The organism is Bifidobacterium sp. LH_230, assembly GCF_056357555.1.
In genome coordinates this window covers 121,335-142,300 of the sequence record NZ_JBKEWJ010000003.1, presented here as the reverse complement: position 1 = coordinate 142,300, position 20,966 = coordinate 121,335, and the positions used below count along the sequence as shown (strand labels likewise).

Genomic DNA, 20,966 nt, shown 5'->3' with positions numbered 1-20,966 from the left:
TGGCTACTTCACACTATTTGTGGAAGCGAGTCGTCACGCCTTGGCGGCGATCTTCTTCATCTCCTCGGCGACGAACTCGACGTCCGTGCCGACGATCACCTGAATGTGCGTCTTGTCCATCACGCGCTGGCCCGGAACGCCGGTCTTCTTGATCGCGTCCTGATCGACCGCGCCGGTGTCCTTGACGACCAGACGCAGACGGGTCGCGCAGTTGTCGATCTCCTGGACGTTCGCCTTGCCGCCCAGCGCCGCGTAGATGCGCTCGGCCAGCATCGTGTACTTGTCGCCGGAGGCGGCGCCGACCACCGCGTCGTCCGCGGCCTCGTCGTCAGGCTCGCGGCCCGGGGTCATCAGGTTGAACTTCTTGATCGCGAAATCGAACACGAAGTAGTAGACCACCGCGAACACGAGGCCCTGCACGATGAGCATGTACGGCTTCGTGCCGAGCGGCCAGCTGAGGATGAAGTCCACGAAACCGGCGGAGAAGTTGAAGCCGGCCATCCAGTCCATCGCGGCGGCGATCGCCACGGAGATGCCGGTGAGCACCGCGTGCACGACGTACAGCGGGAACGCGACGAACATGAACGAGAACTCGAGCGGTTCGGTCACGCCCGTGAAGAACGCGGCCACGCCGGCGGCCAGCATGAGCGAGCCGATGGCCTTCTTGCGCTCCGGGCGGGCGTTCTTGTAGATCGCGAACGCGCCGGCCGGCAGACCGAACATCATGATCGGGAAGAAGCCGGCCTGGTACATGCCCGGGTGGTAACCGGCGATGGACACCGGGTCGCCCTGATAGGCGGCACCCTGCCAGAAGCGGGCGATGTCGTCGATGCCGGCGATGTTGAACCAGAACACGTTGTTGAGCGCGTGGTGCAGACCGGTCGGGATGAGCAGACGGTTCGCGAAGCCGTAGATGCCCGCGCCGACCGCGCCGAGCGACATGATGGCCTCGCCGAACGCGGTGAGCCAGCCGAAGACGAGCGGCCAGATGAACAACAGGATCAGCGAGACGACCGACATGAGCGCGACCGTGACGATCGGCACGAGGCGCTTGCCGCTGAAGAAGCTCAGCGCCGCGGGCAGCTTGACCTGATGGAAGCGGTTGTACATCGCCGCCGCGAGCAGACCGGCGAGGATGCCGATGAATACGTTGCCGTTGTTCATCTTGGAGAACGCGTTGTACGTGTTGACCGCGGACTCCTGCATGGCCGCGGCGTCGGCATAGCCGAGGAACTTCGAGGCCGCGTCGGGTACGAGCAGCGTCATCGGTGTCAGGAAGCCGACGAGGCCGGCGAGGGCCGCGGCGCCGTGCTGGTCGCGCGACATGCCGAACGCGAGGCCGACCGCGAACAGGATGCCCAGGTTGTTGAGCACCGCGCCGCCGGCGGTCGTCAGGAACGTGGAGACGACGTCTCCGCCGGTAAAGCTGGCGATCCAGTTACCGACGCCCACGAACAGCGCCGCCGCCGGCAAGCAGGCGACGGGCAGCATGAGCGAACGGCCCATGCGCTGGATATAGTCCTTCATTTCTTTCCATCCTCCCTCTGCAACGATGCAGGGTCATGTGAGCGACGGGTACTGCTTTCTGTGATCGCCGGCTCTCGTCATCGATCGCGCTCCGCCATCCTTGGCGGACCCCGGTAACCCGGGCGGCTATATCGCTCTAGTGGCTAGTTTACGGCACGTGCGACACCGTTGTCGAACATTTTGTTAAGTTTCTTTACTGCAAATGACTTGCAGCAACGTTTGCCGTCATCGCTGAGCACTACTGGCGATTGACGGCAACGATTGACGGACCGTCACCGCACGTTTGTTAAGAAACTTGCGTTCCGGCGTGTCGGATTCGGACCGTAGGATAGTGGAGGAATTGTGATCGCCGCCCGTTGCGGCGGCATAAGTGACTTTCAGGGAAAGGATGCCTGTGGCACAGCCGAACGAAACCCCGATCCGCGTGGGACTTCTGGGCGCGGGAACCGTCGGATCGCAGACCGCGCGCCTGCTGGTCGAGCAGAAGGACGAGCTGGCCGCGCGCATCGGCCGGCCGGTCGAACTGGTCGGCGTCGCCTGCCTCGACCCCGACGAAGTGAACTATCCGTGGATCGACAAGTCGCTGCTGACGACCGACACGATGAAGGTCGCGACGAACGCGGACATCGTGATCGAACTGATCGGCGGCACCGGCGTGGCCCGCACGTTCGTGATGGCCGCGATCGAATCCGGCGCGTCCGTCGTGACCGCGAACAAGGCGCTGCTCGCCAAGTACGGCCCGGAGATCTACAACGCGGCCGCGGCCAAGGGCGTCGACATCTACTTCGAGGCGGCCGTGGGCGGCGCGATCCCGTTCCTGCTGCCGCTGCGCGAATCGCTGGCCGGCGACAAGGTGACGAGCATGCTCGGCATCGTCAACGGCACCACCAACTACATCCTCGACGAGATGACCACCAAGGGCCTCCAGTTCGACGACGTGCTCAAGGAAGCACAGGCCAAGGGCTACGCCGAGGCCGATCCGACCGGCGACATCGAGGGCCACGACGCGGCGAACAAGGCCGCGATCATGGCCACGCTCGGCTTCCACACCAACGTGACGATCGACGACGTCTCGGTCGAGGGCATCACCCGCATCACCGCCGACGACATCGCCGCGGCGACCGCCGAGCACAAGGTCATCAAGCTGCTCGCCGTGGTCGAGAACGGCGAGGCGGGCGTCTCCGCGCGCGTCTACCCGGCGCTGCTGCCCGAAACGCATCCGCTGGCCTCCGTGCACGGCTCATTCAACGCGATCTTCGTTAAGGCCGAGGCCGCCGACGATCTCATGTTCTACGGTCGCGGCGCGGGCGGCGCGCCGACCGCCTCCGCCGTGGTCGGCGACGTGGTGACCGAGGCACGCCACATCGCGCAGGGCTGCACCGGCCCGACCATCCCGATGTACAACGACCTGCCCAAGGCCCCGATCGAGGCGAGCCGCGCCGCGTTCGCCGTGCGCTTCCTCATCCACGACAAGCCGGGCGTGCTCGCCGCGATCGCCAAGGAATTCGCCGACAACGGCGTGTCGATCAACGGCGTGAATCAGGACTTGAAGCCCACCATGAAGGAGCCGGGCTACGACGGCGAGCTGCAGCAGCTGCGCCTCGTGACGCACCTGACCGACGAGGTCACGCTGCGCAAGACCGTCGACGCGGTGTGCAAGCTCGACTGCGTCGCCGGCGAGCCGTCCATCCTGCGCGTGCTGGACTGACGGTCGCGAGGGAGCCAAGGAAGGATAGGAATGGAACCGATCTGTAAACAGGTCAAGGTCAGCGTGCCGGCCACCAGCGCGAATCTGGGGTCCGGATTCGACGCGGTCGGCCTCGCGCTGGAATACCACGACGAGCTCACGTTCACGCTGTGCGCCGACCCGTCGAACCGCGCCGCGCAGGTGCTCATCTACGGCGAGGGCGAGGACACGCTGCCGCGCGACGAGACGCATCTGGTCGTCTCGACCTTCCGCCGCGCATGCCAGACGTTCGGCCTGGGGCGCATCGGCTTCATCCTCGAGGCGCACAACAACATCCCGCAGGCGCGTGGCATGGGTTCGTCTGCCGAGGCGATCGTCGCCGGCATCGCAGCGGCCGCCGCGTTCGCGCACGACGACGACCTCAACCGCGACTCCGTGTTCGAACTGGCCGCCGCGATCGAAGGCCACCCCGACAACGTCGCTCCGGCCGTCTACGGCGGCATGACCGCGTCGTGGAACTTCGACACGGCCGAAGGCGTCGGCTCCGTGCCGATCCCGGGCGGCGAACCCCTGCACGGCGGCTTCCACACGATCAAGTACAAGGTCGATCCGAACATCAAGACCTCCGTGTTCGTGCCGGACTACGAGCTGTCCACCGAAAAGGCGCGCCAGGCGCTGCCCGACCAGATCGCCCGCCGCGACGGCGTGTTCAACGTCTCGCGCGTGGCGCTGCTGGCCGCCGCGATGAACCCGGCCGCGCTCGCCAAGTCGTCCGACCCGAACGCGCTGCTGTTCGCGGCCACGCAGGACAAGCTGCACCAGCCGTACCGCAAGGATCTCATGGCGCCCTCGTGGCAGCTCATCGAGGACCTGCGCGCCCGCGGCTATGCGGCGATGGTGTCCGGCGCGGGCCCGTGCGTGCTCGTGCTGCACTACGGCGACGCGGCCGAGGCCATCGACGAGGTGGCCGGCGACCGTCTCGCGGACGGCCACTGGCGCGTGCTGCACCCGGCCGTCAACACCAAGGGCGTCGAAATCATCCGCAAATAGGCAAGTAACGCGGACGCAGTGAGTCTCGGTTCCCGTGGCCAGTTGTGATGCGCCCGTCCTTTTCCTCTGCTCCCCCTGAAGGGGGAGCAGTCAGCGAAGCTGACTGAGGGGGTGAAGCACCCGGCGCGCCGTCAAATCTGACAAAGCATGGAGAAGCTGTCGAATCGAGCCGTAAGAAGGAGATCGTCATGTCCATTCCGCTGATTCTGGCATCGAAGTCGAAGCCGCGCCGCGACGTGCTGTATTCGGCCGGCATCTGCCCGACCATCCGCGTTTCGCACGTCGACGAACCGGCCGCGCTCGAACGCGCCGCCGCGGCCGCCGGATGCGATGTGGACGATCTGACCGTCGACAAGCGCGTCGCGATCCTCGCCGAAGCCAAGGCGCAGGCCGTCCATCAGGTGTATCGCAACGTCGCCGATGCAGCCGCGGCGGCGACCGGCGAACGGGTTATCGCATATCCGCTGCAGGCAGCCGAGCCGTCGTCCGAATCCGTCGCAGACGGTACCGCGACGGACGACGGCACCGCAGCCGCCGGCGAATCCCCGCGTGACATCCTCCTCGCCAAACTCACCAACGACCAGCCGAACGCGCACGACGCCGACATCAACGCGACGACCCGCGACTTCTCCGGCGTCGACGTGCCGACCCAGACCGAGCCGATCTCCAACATCGTCGTCATGCAGCCGGGACTGACGCACGCGCAGGTCGGCCCGCTTATCGTCGGCTGCGACTCGATGTTCCTGTTCGACGGCGAATGCTACGGCAAGCCGCACAGCGTCGAGATCGCGCGCGAACGACTCAAGGCGATGCGCGGGAACACCGGCGAACTGTGGACCGGCCACTGCCTGATCGACTTCGCGACCGGCCGCGTCGTGCGCGGCGTGAGCTACGCGAAGATCCACTTCTGCAACTATTCCGACCACGATATCGAACGGTATCTGGCCACCGGCGAGCCGCTTGAGGTGGCCGGCTCGTTCACGCTCGAGGGCTTCGGCGGCGCGTTCATCGACGGCATCGAGGGCGACCCGCACGGCGTGATCGGCATCAGCCTGCCGCTGCTGCGTGACTTGACCGGCCAGCTCGGCATCGAGTGGACCGACCTGTGGAACGTGGAGCGCGGCGAGCTGTTCCCGAACGGCAAATCCGACCCGTCAAGCCTCGTGCCGCCGGCGGAGAACGTGCACCAGCCGGGCGACGGCTGGGTCGACTGCATGTGCGGACGGCGGCACTGGGGGCTGAACGGGGCGTCCGGCGTGCTGCTGGCGCGGCGCGACGCAGCGACCGGGGCCGTGACGCACGTGGTGATGCAGCATCGCGCCGCATGGAGCGCGGAAGGCGGCACGTGGGGCATCCCGGGCGGCGCGACCGCGGACGGCGAATCGCCGATCGAGGGTGCACTGCGCGAGTCCTACGAGGAGGCGAATATCACGCCCGAGGACATCGAGGTGGTCGGCTCGTGGCGCGAGGACCACGGCAACTGGGCGTACACCACCGTGTTCGCGTTCGAGAAGCCGGGGCATCGCGTGGAGCCGCGCGCTAACGACGACGAAAGCATAGAGATCGAGTGGATTCCGATCGACGAGGTGCCGAACCGCAAGCTGCTCACCGCGATGAAGACCGACTGGCCGCGCTTCCGCGCACGGCTCGACGCGATCGCCGCAGCGCATCGCGGCCACTGACACATAAGCCCACTCATCCGAGTGGGCTTATGTCTACGGCCATACGCGTCCTGATCGGGAACGGCTGTGTCGCGACGGTTCATCGTCGTCGCAGCGCAACGATCGTCAGCTCAACAACGCGGCGATGATCGCGATAAACACCGGGCTGGTCAGCGTCGAAATGAGGATGCCGTCGCGTGCGAACGTGAGACCCACGTTGTAGCGCGCCGCGTAGTTGTACACGTTCTGGCCGGTCGGCAGCGCGGCGAGCACCACGCACGCGTACAGCACGTTGCCGCGGAAGCCCATCACGAAGTACGCGAGCAGGAACGCGATGATCGGCATCACGATGTTCTTGAGCACCGCGACAGTGAAGATCGCCGGCACATCGCCCTTCTGCTGCAACGGCTTCGTGCCGTGCAACGACATGCCGAACGCCATCAGGATCATCGGCACCGCGGATTCGCCGATCATGTTGATCGGGTCGTACAGGTAGTTCGGGATGAACCAGCCGGTCTTCGCGTTGATGGCCGACAGGGCGATGCCCAGCAGCGAGCCGATGAGCAGCGGCTGGTGCAGCGGCTGCTGCAGGATCGCCTTGGCCGACACCTTGCCCTTGGTGGTCACGTCGAGCGCGGTCAGGCCGATCGGCGTGAACAGGGCCTGCTGCATGACCAGGATCGGTGCGACGAGCGCGCCGTTGCCGAGGATGTACGTGGCGATCGGCAGGCCGATGTTGTTCGAGTTGAGGTACAGCGAGTTGAGCGAGCCGATGATCGCGTCCGGCGTGCTCATGTGGAAGAACATGCGGTTCAAGATCAGGAACACCACGCCGACCAGCATCGCGGAGAAGAACGCCACGATGATCGACGAGTGGAAGATGTCGAAGATCGGCTCCTTCGATAGGATCGCGAACATCAGGCACGGGCTGGAGACGAAGAAGCTGAACCGGTTGAGCACCATCTGGGCGGTCGAACCGCCGATCTGCATGCGCGCGGCGATGTACCCCGCCAAAATCACGATGCCGATGACGCAGAAGCCTTCCATTGCGCTCAACAAACCCGCCATAATCCCTCTTTTCCGCTGCTTCGGCTGACCGCCGCATATATCACAGGCGTTGCAATTGGCTCACGCCTCGCGAATCTGAAAACCTAACCCCATAGTGCCACACGCCGCCGAACCGCGCGGGACTGTCTCATAACGTCGTGTGATGCAGTTTGACGATCGAGAGGCTGAATTGTCGTTTCGTCGGAGTCTGTTTGACGATCGAGAGGCTATGCGTAAACGTATAAGGCCTTTTTCGGGGGTAATGCACCGTCCTTTTCGCGGTTGATACGAGGAATCGGTGCCGCTCGATCGTCAAACCGATCTCGACAAGACACTTTTTTAGCCTCTGAATCGTCAAACTATGCCTCGGAACTTGGGACGGGTGGGGGAGCGGCGGGCGAAACCCGCTACGATGAGCCGCATGACGAACGAACTGGCACAGCAGACGGCGACGGAACTCGGATTCGATGCGGGCGCGACGCGCGAACAGACGCTCGCGGCCTTGCTCGAACAGATCATGGGCGCGTATTCGGTGAGCGATGACGAAGGGCCGCTTGCGGACGCGGTCGAGGCGTTCCTGCGCAAGCAGCCGCATCTGACCGTGCGCCGCCACGGCGACACGGTGGTGGCGAGCACCGCGTTCGGCAAACCGCAGCGCGTGATCCTGGCCGGACACATCGATACGGTGCCGGTGATCGACAACTTCCCGCCGCGCTGGCTCGATCCGGGCGATCCGCTGATCCGCGAGGACGTGGCCGCCGCGCATCCGGGGGAGCGCGTGCTGTGGGGGCGCGGCGCGACCGACATGAAGGCGTCCGACGCGGTGATGCTGTACCTGGCCGCCGTGCTGAACGGCGGTGCGGCCACCGGCATCGACCCGAACTACGACTTGACGTACGTGTTCTACGACCATGAGGAGGTCGCGGCCGAGAAGAACGGTCTGCGCAAGGTGGTCGAATCGCATCCCGATTGGATCACCGGCGATTTCGCGATCATCGGCGAGCCGACCGACTGCGGCATCGAGGGCGGCTGCAACGGCACGATCCGCTTCGACGTGGTCACGCACGGCGTGGCCGCGCATTCGGCACGCGCGTGGATGGGCGAGAACGCGATCCACAAGGCCGCCGAGATCCTGACCCGCTTGGCCGCGTACCGACCGGCCGACGTTCCGGTGGATGGGCTGGTCTACCGCGAGGGCGTGAACGCGACGCTGATCTCCGGAGGCAAGGGCACGAACGTGATTCCCGACGAATGCCGCGTGCACGTGAACTACCGGTTCGCGCCGGACAAGACGATCGCCGACGCCAAGGCGCTGATGATGGGCGCGGACTGCGGGGCCGAACTCGGCAACGGCGAGCATGTGGCTACCGGCGGCATGTTCGAGGGCTTCGGCATCGAGATGGCCGACGAGTCGCCGAGCGCCCGTCCCGGCATGGACTCGCCGCTGGCGGTTTCGCTGGCCCATCTTGTGCGCGAACGCGCCGGCCGCGAACCGCTCGCCAAGCTCGGCTGGACCGATGTGGCCCGTTTCGCGATCCTCGGCATCCCCGCCGTGAACCTCGGCGCCGGCAGCCCCCTGCTCGCCCACAAACACGACGAACAACTCCCCGAATCCGAACTCACCCTCCTCGCGGATATTTTGGGGGAATGGCTGAGCCGTTAAGCGGACAGTCCTGTGGACTGTCCGTAGGTTCAGCCTGAGTGAGGCGATAGCCGAGTGAAGGTAACGTTGAGTCTCGCCGTAGGCGAGTCCGTTGTTGCAGGGCTGAGCCGTTAAGCGGACAGTCCTGTGGACTGTCCGTAGGCTCAGCCTGAGCGAGGCGATAGCCGAGTGAAGGTAACGTTGAGTCTCGCCGTAGGCGAGTCCGTTGTTGCAGGGCCGAAGGCGAGCCGTTAAGCGCTAAGTCTGGTGGGCTTCGCGCAGTATGAGCCTGACGAGTCTATCCTCCTCATGTTCGCGTCGTGGTGCCGATCGCGCGAACATACGGAGGATCGAACCCCGACAAGCGCCCATCAAGGCCTGCGACTCGCGTGAGGCCGCATGATTCCGCCGTTGTTCACCGGGCGTCAATTTTTGTGTCATACTTAATGGCGGCGGTTCTGCAAGCCGCCGAGCATCCGATGGCGTCGATCCCCTCGCGTGTGAATTCCGCGGGGCCGGTGTCCGCCGTCGCAGCATTGACTTTTTGACCGGTGCTTCATATGGGCGCAATCGATGCGCGGCCGCGGTGAGAGCGCGGTGTGACGACCGTATGAGGCTTGACATAGGCGTTGCGATTGCAGCGCGACGCCGAGGAGCATCGTGCCCAGTGTGAACCATGAGGGCTTTGGCGAAGCCGAAGCCGTTGACCAGAATTCAATCCAGAACAACGCGGATCAGACCGCTCCGGCAGCCGCCGATACCGCATCGTCCGACGCGTCGCAGCCCGCAACCGCGGCCCCCGCGCAGCCGTCCGGCTCATCCGTGTCCGTCAATCCCGCCCCGCGTCGCCGTCGTGGCGGCCGTCGCGTGGTGCGTGGCGCGGGTGCGGCCGGCGCCGCGCTCGAACTGACCGTGCAGGAGCACGCCGCGCCGCTGTTCGAGGAGCCGCGCGTCGCCGACATTGAGGCCGCGGAAGCCGCGCAGCGCAAGGATTCCGAGTCGTTGGTCGTCGTCCCGGCGGCTGATTCGGATGCCGATTCGCCGCGTCGCGCGTCGCGTTCCGGCGCTCGCCGCCGTTCGCTCGCGCATGACGATCAGCATGACGATTCGCGCGCCACGGTTGCGCATGACGATCGCGACGACCAGTCCGACGACGAACGTTCGTCTCGCCGCGTCCGTTCGCGTCGGCGTCGCTCGTCGTACGACGACGATTACGACACCCGGTACGACGACGATCAGCCCCGTTCGCGCCGGCGTGGCCCGGTGTCCGATTACGAACCGTTCAGCGATGACCGTCACTCCGATCGTGCTGCGTCTCGCCGCAATCGTTCGCACGACGACTATCGTGAGGAATCCAGCGACGAGCGCGCGTTCGACGCGCTCGATTCGCTGCCGATCGAACCGTCGCCGCGTTCCGGTCGTCCGATGACCTCGCTGCTGTTCCAGGAGCCGGTGCTGCCGTCCGCGGCCGGCCGTGCGGATAACCGCAACGACGATCAGGAGGACAGTGCCGATGACGGCCGCGCCTCACGCCGCCCGGCTCGCGCCGATCGCGACGGTTCGGCATCGGACAACGCCGACGCCGAGTCCGCCCGTCCGTCACGTCGTTCGCGTCGCCGTCGCGGTGCCAGCACCGAGTTGACGGTCGTGCCGCAGGATGCTGCAATCGATGGCACTGCGAACGCCGACGACACGAACGTCGAGCAGTCCGCATCCGCGCAGTCCGACGAAGCGCCGACTTCCGGCCGTTCGCGCCGCTCCCGCCGCCTGAATGCGCAGGAACGTCGTGCCGCCGCCGAGGTCGAACAGATCGAGGAGGACCTCGAGTTCGACGACATCACATATGCGCCGATCACCGAGGAGGATTTGTCGGAAGGCCCGACCCGTTCGCGTCGCCGTCGTCGCCGCGGCAACCGTGACGCGGAGCGTGACACGGCCGTCGCCGACGAGACGAGCGCGACCGAATCCGCCGACGACACCGAGTCCGACGAGCGCGACGAATCGTCGCGCCGCCGCCGTGACGACGAGGAGTCCGAGGATTCGACCGTCACGCGTCGCCGTCGCCGTCGCCGCTCCAAGTCGGGCGAGGAGTCCGTCGAGGATCTCGTGCCGCGCCGCTCGCGCAAGCAGCAGTACATCGACGAGATCACCGACATCGAAGGCTCCACGCGACTCGAGGCGAAGAAGCAGCGCCGCCGCGACAACCGTCGCGAACGCAGCCGCCAGTCCACGATCCTCGAGCAGGACTTCCTCGCGCGCCGCGAGAACGTCGAACGGCTCATGGTCGTGCGCGAACGCGGCCGTCACACGCAGATCTCGGTGATCGAGGACAACGTGCTGGTCGAGCACTACGTGTCCGACATCCAAGAGGTTGCAACCGTTGGCAACGTGTATCTCGGCCGCGTGCAGAACGTGCTGCCGAGCATGGAGGCCGCGTTCGTCGACATTGGTCAGGCGCGCAACGGCGTGCTGTACGCGGGCGAGGTCAACTGGGACGCGGCGCGTCTCGACGGCCAGCCGCGACGCATCGAGCTGGCGTTCAAGTCAGGCGATCCGGTGCTCGTGCAGGTCACCAAGGACCCGATCGGCCACAAGGGCGCGCGTCTGACCTCGCAGGTCACGCTGGCCGGTCGTTTCCTCGTGCTCGTGCCGTCCGGCGGCATGACCGGCGTGAGCCGCAAGCTGAGTGACCGCGAACGTTCGCGCCTGAAGAACATCGTGTCGAAGATCGCGCCGAAGGACATGGGCGTGATCATCCGAACGGCCGCCGAGGGCGCGTCCGAAGAGGCGATCGTCAAGGATCTGGAGAGCCTCGTGCGCCAGTGGGAGCGCATCAACGCCAAGCGCGAGGAGTTCCTGCACGGCCGTCGCCCGAAGCTCCTGCAGGGCGAGCCGGACGTGGCGATCCGCGTGGTGCGCGACATCTTCAATGACGACTTCAAGCAGATGATCGTCGAGGGCGACAAGGTGTACGAGCGTATCGAGGAATACCTCGAGACGATGGCCCCGGACCTGCGCGACAAGCTCGTCAAGTGGGACCCGGCCGAGCACAACGGCAAGGACGTGTTCGACAAGTGGCAGATCGACTCGCAGCTCAGGAAGGGCATGGAACGTCAGGTGTACCTGCCGTCCGGCGGCTCGATCGTCATCGACCGCACCGAGGCAATGACCACGATCGACGTGAACACAGGCCGCTTCATCGGCCGCGGCAAGTCGCTCGAGGAGACGGTGACCCGGTGCAATCTCGAGGCGGCCGAGGAGATCGCACGCCAGCTGCGGCTGCGCGACATCGGCGGCATGGTGATGATCGACTTCGTCGACATGGTCATGCCGGCGAACCGCGACCTCGTGCTGCGTCGTCTGGTCGAATGCCTGGCGCGCGACCGCACCAAGCATCAGGTGGCGGAGGTCACCTCGCTCGGCCTCGTGCAGATGACGCGCAAGCGCATCGGCCAGGGCCTCGTGGAGGCGTTCTCCGAGGAGTGCCCGACCTGCAAGGGCCGCGGCTTCATCCTGCACGACGAGCCGACCGTGAACGCCGACTACGACGATCCGTACGCACTCAAGGGCGGAGACCCGTTCATCAAGACGAACAAGCACGGACGCGGCACGGACGTGCAGGTTCCGCAGGGGTCCTCGCCGGACGTGAAGGCCAAGCTCGCCGCGATCGCCGCGGCCGCCGTCGCCGCGAACAACGCCGACGGCGAGGAGTGATCCGTCGCCTGTTCGACGCCATAATTTAAGATATTCCGGGCGTGTCGTGATTGACACGCCCGGAGTTCAACTTGCGTTAGTACATGGGTCGGTGTAAGTTAGACAGTCGGTGTCTGACCAGCGGCTTGCGTGCGTCAGGCAAGTAGCTTTATAACACCATAGCAAGGAACGAAGAATGTACGCGATTGTGAAGGCCGGTGGCCATCAGGAAAAGGTCGAGGTCGGTGACGTGATCCTCGTGAACCGTCTCGACGCCAAGAAGGGCGATGCCGTGGAGTTCCCGGTTGCCCTCGTTGTCGACGGTGCCAAGGTCACCCTGTCCGCCGCTGATCTGGCGAAGGTGTCCGTCAAGGCCGAAGTTGTTGACGATGAGGCCAAGGGCCCCAAGATCAACATCATGAAGTACAAGAACAAGACCGGCGTTGCCCGTCGCAAGGGTCACCGCCAGAAGCTGACCGCCGTCAAGATCACGGCGATCGCCTGATTTCAGGCTTGGGCTTAGGACCGAAAGGAACAGATCATGGCACACAAGAAGGGCGCTTCCAGCTCGCGCAACGGTCGCGATTCTAACGCGCAATACCTCGGCGTGAAGAAGTTCGGCGGCGAAGCCGTCGTGGCCGGCAACATCATCATCCGCCAGCGTGGCACCAAGTTCCACCCGGGCGAGAACGTCGGCATGGGCAAGGATCACACCCTGTTCGCCCTCACCGACGGCAGCGTGAAGTTCGGCGTTCGCCGCGACCGCAAGGTCGTCGACGTGATCGCCGCCTGAGACACGCAATCCCAAGCGTAAAAAGCCGCGCCCCACGGACGCGGCTTTTTCTATACCCTCCTTCCCCTCCCTCTCCCTCCCCACGCGATCCACAAACACACCCCTCTGGATCGTAAAGAATCAGCCCATCTCGGCACAACAATAAGTACCGCATTCCAACGCAACATTTCGCACATACGTAGCGTGGGATGGGGCATATGTTGATCGACCGTAAGACTTGGGCGAGCGCCCCGGAGCGTGTCGAGCAACATATGCCCCATCCCACGCGGTAGCGGGCACTACGTAACGTGTCGGGAATACGCATCCATCCCACGCAACAGAACGACGAAATACATCGTCATCGTGGATAACGCGGCGCAACAGCAAGACCAACGGCAACGATAAGGTAAACACATGAGTGATTTTGTGGATCGCGTAACCGTCCATGTCAAGGGCGGCGACGGCGGCAACGGCTCCGCCGGCATCCGACGCGAAAAGTACAAGCCGCTCGCCGGCCCGAACGGCGGTAACGGCGGCGACGGCGGCTCCGTCATCTTCGAGGCGACTCGCAACGCGAACAGCCTGCTCGACTACCGTTTCGTGCCGCACCGCGCGGCAGGCAACGGCACGATGGGCCTGGGCGACACGAAGGACGGCTCCAAGGGCGAGGACCTGATCCTGCCGGTTCCGGTCGGCACGGTCGTCTTCGAGGCCAAGGGCGCGGCCGGCCAGTCGAAGCGTCCCGGTGAGCAGCTCGCCGACCTGCGTCACGAGGGCGACCGGTTCGTCGCCGCGTACGGCGGTGCTGGCGGTCTCGGCAACGCGGCCCTCGCGAATCGCACGCGTCGCGCCCCGGGCTTCGCGCTGCTTGGCGAGCTGGGCGAGGAACGCGATGTGATCCTCGAGCTTAAGTCGATCGCCGATGTCGCGCTGGTCGGCTTCCCGTCGGCCGGCAAGTCCAGTCTGATCGCCGCGATGAGTTCGGCCAAGCCGAAGATCGCGGATTATCCGTTCACCACGCTCGTGCCGAATCTGGGCGTGGTCATGGCTGGTGATTCGCGTTACACGATCGCCGATGTGCCGGGGCTGATTCCGGGCGCGTCCGAGGGCAAGGGCCTGGGACTTGAATTCCTGCGCCACATCGAGCGCACGGAGATCATCGCGCATGTGATCGACTGCGCCACGCTCGAGCCGGATCGCGACCCGATGAGCGACTACCAGGCGCTCGAGCACGAGCTGGCCGAGTATGCCGACAAGCTTGAGCTGCCGCTGGGCGCGATTCCGATCCCGGACCGTCCGCGCATCATCATCCTCAACAAGATCGACGTGCCGGAGGCCAAGGAACTGGCCGATTTCGTGCGCCCGGACTTCGAGAAGCTCGGCTTCAAGGTCTTCGAGGTGTCCACTGCCTCGCATGTGGGCTTGAAGGAGCTCGGCTTCGCGCTGGCCGCGATGGTGGCCGACATGCGTGCCGAGGTCGCCAAGCGCGAGCAGGCCGAGGAGGAGGCCCGCGTGGTCATCAAGCCGCTCGAGCAGGGTGGTCGCCGCCGTCGCCGCGCCGATGAGGGCGGCACCGCGCTCGACTTCACGGTGGAGCGCCGCGAGAGCGCGGACGGTTCGCAGTTCTGGTTCGAGGTGCGTGGCACCAAGCCGGAACGTTGGGTCATGCAGACGAACTTCGACAACGACGAGGCCGTCGGCTATCTTGCCGACCGTCTGGCCAAGCTGGGCGTGGAGGACGAGCTGCGTCGTCAGGGTGCGAAGCCGGGCGACGAGGTGCGTATCGGCCGTGGCCCGCGTGCGGTCGAGTTCGACTGGGACCCGACGATCGCGGCCGGCGCGGAGATGCTGGACGGCGCTCAGCTGGGCGCCCGCGGCAAGGATCTGCGACTGGAGACCGAGGAGCCGGGCGGCCGTCGCCGTACGAATTCCGAGCGTCGCCGTCAGTATCACGAGATGATGGATGCGCGTGCGGCCGTGCGCGAGGCGATGGCCGCGGAACGTGCGGCCGGCCACTGGGCCGACCCGTCCGTCGACGACGACCGTCACGACGAGACGAGCCTGTTCGGCCGCGGCGACTCGGACGAGGAGTAGTCCATGCCTATGACGTGTCATTTCGACCGAGCGTGAGCGAGCGGAGAAATCTTCTTCGATGGCAATGTCCTCGCAAGATTTCTCCGCTCGGCTTCGCCTCGGTCGACGTGACATATGCGGGTAGCAGAGGGGGCAATCATGCTTACGGAAGCCGAGGTGCGCCGCGCGGTCGCGGGCGCGCAGACCGTCGTCGTCAAGGTCGGATCGAGTTCGCTGACCAAGCCGTCCGGCCATCTGGACGCCGGCAAACTCGGCGCGTTGGTCGCCGCGCTGTCGGCGGCTGCACAGCAGGGCGCGCGTGTCGTGCTCGTCTCGTCCGGCGCGATCGCGGCCGGCTTCGGCCCGCTCGGCTTCGATTCCCGACCGTCCGACGTCGCCACGCAACAGGCGACGGCAGCGGTCGGCCAAGGTCTGCTCATGGCCCAGTATGAGGCCGCGTTCAGCCGGTTCGGCGTGCGCGTCGGACAGATTCTGATCACCGCGGAGGACACGATCAGGCCGCAGCAGTACCGCAACGTGCAGCGCACGCTCGGCCGTCTGCTCGATCTCGGCGTCGTGCCGATCGTCAACGAGAACGATTCGCTGGCCAGCAACGAGATTCGTTTCGGCGACAACGATCGGCTGTCGGCGCTGGTGGCGAATCTCGTACGGGCCGACGCGCTCGTGCTGCTGACGGATGTGGATGCGCTGTATACCGCGCCGCCGTCCGAACCGGGGTCGCGGCGTATCTCGTTCGTGCCGGATGTGGTCGAGACGCTTGACAACGTGCGCATCGGCGGGTCGACATCCGGCGTAGGCACGGGCGGCATGGTGACCAAGCTGGAGGCGGCGCGCGTGGCCGCGGCGTCCGGCATCCCGACCGTGATGACGTGCGCGCGGTTCGCAGGACCGGCCCTGATGGGCGACCCGGTGGGCACGGCGTTCGCGCCGGTCAAGCAGCGCGGGTCGTCGCGCCGGCTGTGGATCGGGTTCGCGGCGAATCCGCGCGGGGTGCTGGTGGCCGATGCGGGCGCGGCCTCGGCGGTGCGCGGCGGGCGTGCGAGCCTGTTGGCCGCGGGCGTGCTCGAGGTGCGCGGCGAGTTCTCGGCCGGCGACCCGGTGTGGATCGACGACGAGGCAGGCACGCATCTGGCACGTGGCCTCGCGGGCTTCGACTCGGAGGAAATCCCGCAGATGCTCGGCCGCACCACCACCCAGCTCAAGCGTTTCCTCGGCGAGGAATACGCCCACCCGCTCGTTCACCGCGACAACCTCGTGCTGGTGTGAGCGGGGCCGTTCCTAAACTTTTCCGGGTTTCGCCCCGCTGAGCATGCCTTAAGCGGGGCAAACCCCGGAAACCATGATGATGTTGCCCCGCTAAGCCGCTCTTTGGCGGGGCAACATCCAGAACAATCCCGGGAACCGCCCCGCTGAGTTGCCCCTTTGCGGGGCAGTATTCGGAAAGGCCCGGGAACAGCCTCGCTAGGTGTGTACTTGACAGGGCAACATCCTGAAATCTCCTAGGAACTGCCCCGCTGAGTATGCGCAATGGGGCACAATCCCGAAGGCGCGGTGATGCTGCCCCGCTGGGAGTGCCCTCAGCGGGGCAAAACCCCGAAATTCTCTAGGAGCCGCCCCTCTGAGTATGTGCGGGGCGATACCCCGAAGGCGCGGTGATGTTGCCCTGCTAGTACTTTGTCGGACCTAAACTGACGCGTCTTTACTCTCGGCCCTTCGGCTGGGGGCCGAGCCGTGAAGCAAACGCCGGCGGCGTTTGTAGGCGAGGTGCGAGCGGCAGCGAGCCGACAAGGCGCGGCCGTAGGCCGTCCGCAATTGCGGGACGCTGTCGGCGAAGCCGACTGGGGGAGCGTCAAACCCATCACATTAAGTCCGACAAAGTACTAGGCGGGTGAGTGGCGGGGTCGAACCCTGAAATTCCCTAGGAACCGCCCCGCTGAGTAACCCCTTTGCGGGGCGGAATCCAGAAAGGTCCGGGGAACAGCCCCGCTAGGTGTGTGCTTGGCGGGGCAACATCCTGAGATCCCCTAGGAACTACCCTGCTAACCATGCGTAGTGGGGCGCAATCCCGAAGTCGTGGCGATGTTGCCCCGCTGGGAGTGCCCGTAGCGGGGCGAAGCCCGGAAAGCATGGCGTTGCCGCCCCGCCACAGTCGCCATCATCACTGAATCGCGGCGGCGAACGCATCCAGCGTGCCATCGCCCTGAATCCGCACGCGCGGCAGCAGCGTCGGATCATCGCCGATCATCGCCCAGCCGTACGCCGTCGTGAACGCAAGCGGCACGCCGGCCTCGGCCACCGCGGCCTGCGCGTCCGCGGTCGTATCGCCGAACGGATACGCAAACGCTTGCAGCGACCCGGTCACCAACTCCGACTGCTTGAGATCGGCCACGATCTCGTCCTTCGTCATCGCACTGATCCGCCCGCCGTGACCGACCGTGCCTCCCGCGCGATGCATGTCGAACGAATGCGATTCGTACTCCAGATACGACGACGCGTACTGCTTCATCTTGTTCAGCGCGTCGCCGTCCGACCCGATGACGAACGACGTGGCCGGCACCTGGTACTTGGTGATCAGCGGCTCGCCGTAACGGAAGAACCGCGGTTCGCCGTCGTCGAACGTGAGCACGACACTGCGCGCGGGCAGCGAATGCGTGCCGTCGATGAACGCGCGCACCTCGGCCCACGACGGGAAGTAGAAGTCATGTTCGGTGAGGTACTTGAGCTGCTGCTCGAGCGACGTGGCAGGGATGAAGTTTGCGTTGAGATCGGCGGGCGGATCGGCCGGATCGTACACGTAGTGGTACATGAGCACGGGGATGCCGCCGGACTGCGTGTCCATCGAATCGACGACCTTGACCGTGCGCGTGACGGTCGCGGCGTGGCCCTGCGAGTCGCGCACGGCGTACCGGACCGTGTAGTCGCCGGGCGTGGCCGTGTCGACCGTGCCGCTGACGGCGATCTTCGACGTGAGCACGCCGTCGGTCGGTTCGATCGCGTGCGCGCCGCCCTCGACGTATTGCTCGCCCTTGAGCACGTAGGTGACGGCGGAACCGTTGAGGCCGATCGTGATGTCGCCGGGGTTGGTTTGCGGCGCGGACCGTCTGTTCAACGCATCGTGCGTGGGACTGGCTGCGGTCGTGTCATTGTCGGATCGGGATGATTGGCCGGCTGCGTTGCCGGACGTGCTGTGGCGTGCGTAATAGCGCGGGATGCCGTATGCGATAGCGAACACGATCGCGAAGACGGACAGTGCGGCCACCGCGTTGCGCAAGCCGGCAAGCACGACGTTGATTCGGCGGCGGCGTGCGGTGATCTGTGCGTGCGAACGATCGCTGACATGCTGGCCGATGCGCTCGCCGCCGTGTTGCGGAGGATGGCTGGAACCGGTCATGACTGCTCCTTGGGTCTCTTCTCGTAGCACCATTGCACCATACGTCGTATCCAATCGGCCGTTCCGGTCCTGCCGCGTATTTCGGCGACGCGACACGCTTCCATACATCGTGCGCCGGGGTTATCTTAGAAGCCATGACTATGGCTGATTGGCAGACTCTTTCCGACCGTATCAACAACGTGGCACCCAGCGCGACGCTGGCCGTCGATGCCAAGGCGAAGGCGATGAAGGCCGCCGGACTCGACGTGATCGGCTTCGGTGCGGGAGAGCCGAACTTCCCGACCCCCGACTATGTGGTCGACGCGGCCGCCGCGGCGTGCCGTGACCCGAAGAACTACAAGTACACGCCGACCCCGGGCCTGCCCGAACTGCGTGAGGCGATCGCCGCGAAGACCCTGCGCGACTCCGGCTACGAGGTCGCCGCCGATCAGGTCGTGGTGACCAACGGCGGCAAGCAGGCCGTGTACTCGACGTTCCAGGTGCTGCTCAACGACGGCGACGAGGTCATCATCCCGACCCCGTACTGGACGAGCTATCCGGAGGCCGTGAAATTGGCCGGCGGCAAGCCGGTGCTGGTGTTCGCGGGCGGCGACCGCGGTTTCGAGCCGGATCTCGACGCGTTGGAGGCGGCGCGCACCGAGCGCACGAAGGCGATCATCGTCAACTCTCCGAACAATCCGACCGGCGCGCTGTGGTCGGCCGAAACGATTCGCGGCATCGCGAAGTGGGCCATCGAGCACCATATCTGGATCATTTCCGACGAGATCTACGAGCACCTCAACTACGACGGCGAGAGGACCACGTACATCGGCGCGGCCGTGCCGGAGTGCCGTGACCAGCTCATCGTGCTCAACGGTGTGGCGAAGACGTACGCGATGCCGGGCTGGCGCGTCGGCTGGCTGATCGCGCCGCTGCCGGTCGCCAAGGCCGCGTCCAAGCTGCAGGGGCATATGACCTCGAACGTGGCGAACGTGTCGCAGCGTGCGGCGCTGGCGGCCGTTTCCGGGCCGCTTGACGTGGTATATGCGATGCGTGAGGCGTTCGATGCGCGACGCAAGGCGATCGTCGCCGCGTTGAACGACATCGACGGCGTGGTGTGCCCGACGCCGCGCGGCGCGTTCTACGCGTTCGCCGATGTGACCGGACTGCTGAACCGTCCGCTGGGGGAGCGGGGCACCGTGTGCGCAAGCTCCTCCGAGCTGGCCGCCGCGCTGCTCGACGAGGCCCATGTGGCCGCCGTGCCGGGCGAGGCGTTCGGCGCTCCCGGATACCTGCGCTTCTCCTACGCCCTCGCCGACGACCAGCTCGCCGAAGGCATGCGCCGGTTCAAGGAGTGGGCTGACGCGTGAACGCGAAGCCCAGTGGGCTTCGCGTAGCGTCAGCCTGAGCGAGACGGTAGTCGAGCGAAGGCAGTGTTGAGTCCGAGCGTAGCGAGGTCAATAATTGCGGGACCGAGCCGTTAAGCGAACAGCCCGGTGGGCTGTCCATAGGCGAGTTCTGAGTGAGGCCGATAGGCTGAGCGAAGGCAGTGTGAATCTCGCCGTAGGCAAGCCCGTGATTGCGGAATCGCGCTGATGCGCGATGCTGTGTTGTTTGCGGCCTGAGACCGCAGTACCCCACCCGTCAGCTTCTCTGACTCCCTCCCCTAAAAGGGGAGGGAGAGATGGCGACTGAGTGTGTCGGTTCGAGAAATGGGCGGAATCGCGCTGACGTGCGATGCGATGTTGTTTGCGGCCTTGACGGCCGCGGTACCCCACCCGCCCGGCCTGCGCCGGGCACCCTCCCCTAAACAGGGGAGGGAATCATGACAACCGAAACCATGGACATCGACGGCAGGACACCCTCCTCTAAAAGGGGAGGGAAAGGTGGGGGCTCGTATCGGATCGTTGATTTGCCGGACGCTCTCCCCTGAGAGGAAAGGGAAGCGCTAACCTTTCCCTCTCAGAGTAGGGTGCCGATCGAGTCTCAAGGTCCCTATGTCGGTCCTTTCCCTCTCAGGGAGGGTGCGACGAAGGACAGTCTGAAGGCCGCGCAGGATGCTTTCCCTCCCCTCTCAGGGGAGGGTGTCAGCGAAGCTGACGGGTGGGGTACTCGCGGCGTAAGCCGCCAAATTGCAGCATCGCACGCAGTGCGATTCCACATCGAGACATGCCGTAAAAACGTTGAAATCCCGTGGTTTTCCACGGGATTTTTTCGTACGACTGGACGAAATCGCAGCCATGCGCTACTATTCCATCTTGGCGGTTTTGCCGGGCGCAAGCGTCCTGTCTGACAGGTTCGCTAGCATGGCAGAGTTCACCTAGGGAAGTGGCGCAATTGGTAGCGCAACGGTCTCCAAAACCGTAGGTTGTGGGTTCGAGTCCCGCCTTCCCTGCCAAGTCTTCTTGATGAATATGTGATCG

General features: G+C 65.4%; 13 protein-coding genes and 1 tRNA gene. 11 read left to right on the top strand and 3 right to left on the bottom strand.

Annotated elements, in window-relative coordinates:
* Positions 1–33: 33 nt before the first annotated feature.
* A complete protein-coding gene (gene nagE / locus AC1A0G_RS02480; protein ID WP_476527242.1) occupies positions 34–1,527 on the bottom strand; it encodes an N-acetylglucosamine-specific PTS transporter subunit IIBC in 1,494 nt (497 codons plus the stop codon).
* Between the two features lie 394 nt (positions 1,528–1,921).
* Here nagE and AC1A0G_RS02475 point away from each other — a divergent pair, with 394 nt between their 5' ends.
* The 3 genes from AC1A0G_RS02475 to AC1A0G_RS02465 all read left to right on the top strand — a co-directional run bounded on the left by AC1A0G_RS02475 (position 1,922) and on the right by AC1A0G_RS02465 (position 5,946).
* The gene (locus AC1A0G_RS02475) at positions 1,922–3,235 is read left to right on the top strand and encodes a homoserine dehydrogenase (protein ID WP_476527240.1); all 1,314 of its coding nucleotides are present in this window, start codon (positions 1,922–1,924) and stop codon (positions 3,233–3,235) included.
* 30 nt (positions 3,236–3,265) lie between these two features.
* On the top strand, positions 3,266–4,264 hold the full coding sequence (thrB, locus tag AC1A0G_RS02470) for a homoserine kinase (protein ID WP_214373605.1): 999 nt from the start codon (positions 3,266–3,268) through the stop codon (positions 4,262–4,264).
* A gap of 188 nt (positions 4,265–4,452) precedes the next feature.
* Positions 4,453–5,946 carry a Maf family protein gene (locus tag AC1A0G_RS02465; protein ID WP_476527238.1) on the top strand — a complete coding sequence of 498 codons (1,494 nt, stop codon included), beginning with the start codon at positions 4,453–4,455 and terminating at the stop codon, positions 5,944–5,946.
* A 105-nt stretch (positions 5,947–6,051) separates the two neighbouring features.
* Here AC1A0G_RS02465 and AC1A0G_RS02460 read toward each other — a convergent pair whose 3' ends face one another.
* A complete protein-coding gene (locus tag AC1A0G_RS02460; protein ID WP_476527236.1) occupies positions 6,052–6,993 on the bottom strand; it encodes an AEC family transporter in 942 nt (313 codons plus the stop codon).
* A 400-nt stretch (positions 6,994–7,393) separates the two neighbouring features.
* Between AC1A0G_RS02460 and dapE the strand changes: the two genes are divergently transcribed.
* The 6 genes from dapE to proB all read left to right on the top strand — a co-directional run bounded on the left by dapE (position 7,394) and on the right by proB (position 16,439).
* Entirely contained in the window at positions 7,394–8,635 is a 1,242-nt protein-coding gene (gene dapE, locus AC1A0G_RS02455; RefSeq protein ID WP_476527234.1) for a succinyl-diaminopimelate desuccinylase, read from the top strand.
* A gap of 639 nt (positions 8,636–9,274) precedes the next feature.
* Positions 9,275–12,328 (top strand): Rne/Rng family ribonuclease, encoded by a 3,054-nt coding sequence (locus AC1A0G_RS02450; RefSeq protein ID WP_476527232.1) that lies wholly within the window; start codon positions 9,275–9,277, stop codon positions 12,326–12,328.
* Between the two features lie 175 nt (positions 12,329–12,503).
* Positions 12,504–12,812 (top strand): 50S ribosomal protein L21, encoded by a 309-nt coding sequence (gene rplU, locus AC1A0G_RS02445; protein WP_152357957.1) that lies wholly within the window; start codon positions 12,504–12,506, stop codon positions 12,810–12,812.
* Positions 12,813–12,848: 36 nt separating this feature from the next.
* Positions 12,849–13,100, top strand: coding sequence for a 50S ribosomal protein L27 (gene rpmA, locus AC1A0G_RS02440; RefSeq protein ID WP_152357956.1), 252 nt, complete (start codon positions 12,849–12,851; stop codon positions 13,098–13,100).
* Between the two features lie 393 nt (positions 13,101–13,493).
* On the top strand, positions 13,494–15,173 hold the full coding sequence (gene obgE, locus AC1A0G_RS02435; RefSeq protein ID WP_476527230.1) for a GTPase ObgE: 1,680 nt from the start codon (positions 13,494–13,496) through the stop codon (positions 15,171–15,173).
* Positions 15,174–15,311: 138 nt separating this feature from the next.
* Positions 15,312–16,439, top strand: a complete 1,128-nt coding sequence (gene proB / locus AC1A0G_RS02430) for a glutamate 5-kinase (protein WP_476527229.1) — start codon at positions 15,312–15,314, stop codon at positions 16,437–16,439.
* Between the two features lie 892 nt (positions 16,440–17,331).
* On the opposite strand, the gene AC1A0G_RS02425 is transcribed toward proB, so the two are convergent.
* Positions 17,332–18,564 carry an immunoglobulin-like domain-containing protein gene (locus AC1A0G_RS02425; protein ID WP_476527227.1) on the bottom strand — a complete coding sequence of 411 codons (1,233 nt, stop codon included), beginning with the start codon at positions 18,562–18,564 and terminating at the stop codon, positions 17,332–17,334.
* 140 nt (positions 18,565–18,704) lie between these two features.
* Here AC1A0G_RS02425 and AC1A0G_RS02420 point away from each other — a divergent pair, with 140 nt between their 5' ends.
* On the top strand, positions 18,705–19,913 hold the full coding sequence (locus AC1A0G_RS02420; protein ID WP_476527225.1) for a pyridoxal phosphate-dependent aminotransferase: 1,209 nt from the start codon (positions 18,705–18,707) through the stop codon (positions 19,911–19,913).
* A gap of 952 nt (positions 19,914–20,865) precedes the next feature.
* Positions 20,866–20,941: transfer RNA gene (locus AC1A0G_RS02415), tRNA-Trp, on the top strand.
* Positions 20,942–20,966: the final 25 nt, after the last annotated feature.

Bases quoted from the DNA above. Each gene is read 5' to 3' on its own strand.
- nagE (WP_476527242.1), bottom strand. From the start codon at position 1,527: ATGAAGGACTATATCCAGCGCATGGGCCGTTCGCTCATGCTGCCCGTC.
- thrB (WP_214373605.1), top strand. From the start codon at position 3,266: ATGGAACCGATCTGTAAACAGGTCAAGGTCAGCGTGCCGGCCACCAGC.
- AC1A0G_RS02465 (WP_476527238.1), top strand. From the start codon at position 4,453: ATGTCCATTCCGCTGATTCTGGCATCGAAGTCGAAGCCGCGCCGCGAC.
- AC1A0G_RS02460 (WP_476527236.1), bottom strand. From the start codon at position 6,993: ATGGCGGGTTTGTTGAGCGCAATGGAAGGCTTCTGCGTCATCGGCATC.
- dapE (WP_476527234.1), top strand. From the start codon at position 7,394: ATGACGAACGAACTGGCACAGCAGACGGCGACGGAACTCGGATTCGAT.
- rplU (WP_152357957.1), top strand. From the start codon at position 12,504: ATGTACGCGATTGTGAAGGCCGGTGGCCATCAGGAAAAGGTCGAGGTC.
- rpmA (WP_152357956.1), top strand. From the start codon at position 12,849: ATGGCACACAAGAAGGGCGCTTCCAGCTCGCGCAACGGTCGCGATTCT.
- obgE (WP_476527230.1), top strand. From the start codon at position 13,494: ATGAGTGATTTTGTGGATCGCGTAACCGTCCATGTCAAGGGCGGCGAC.
- proB (WP_476527229.1), top strand. From the start codon at position 15,312: ATGCTTACGGAAGCCGAGGTGCGCCGCGCGGTCGCGGGCGCGCAGACC.
- AC1A0G_RS02425 (WP_476527227.1), bottom strand. From the start codon at position 18,564: ATGACCGGTTCCAGCCATCCTCCGCAACACGGCGGCGAGCGCATCGGC.
- AC1A0G_RS02420 (WP_476527225.1), top strand. From the start codon at position 18,705: ATGGCTGATTGGCAGACTCTTTCCGACCGTATCAACAACGTGGCACCC.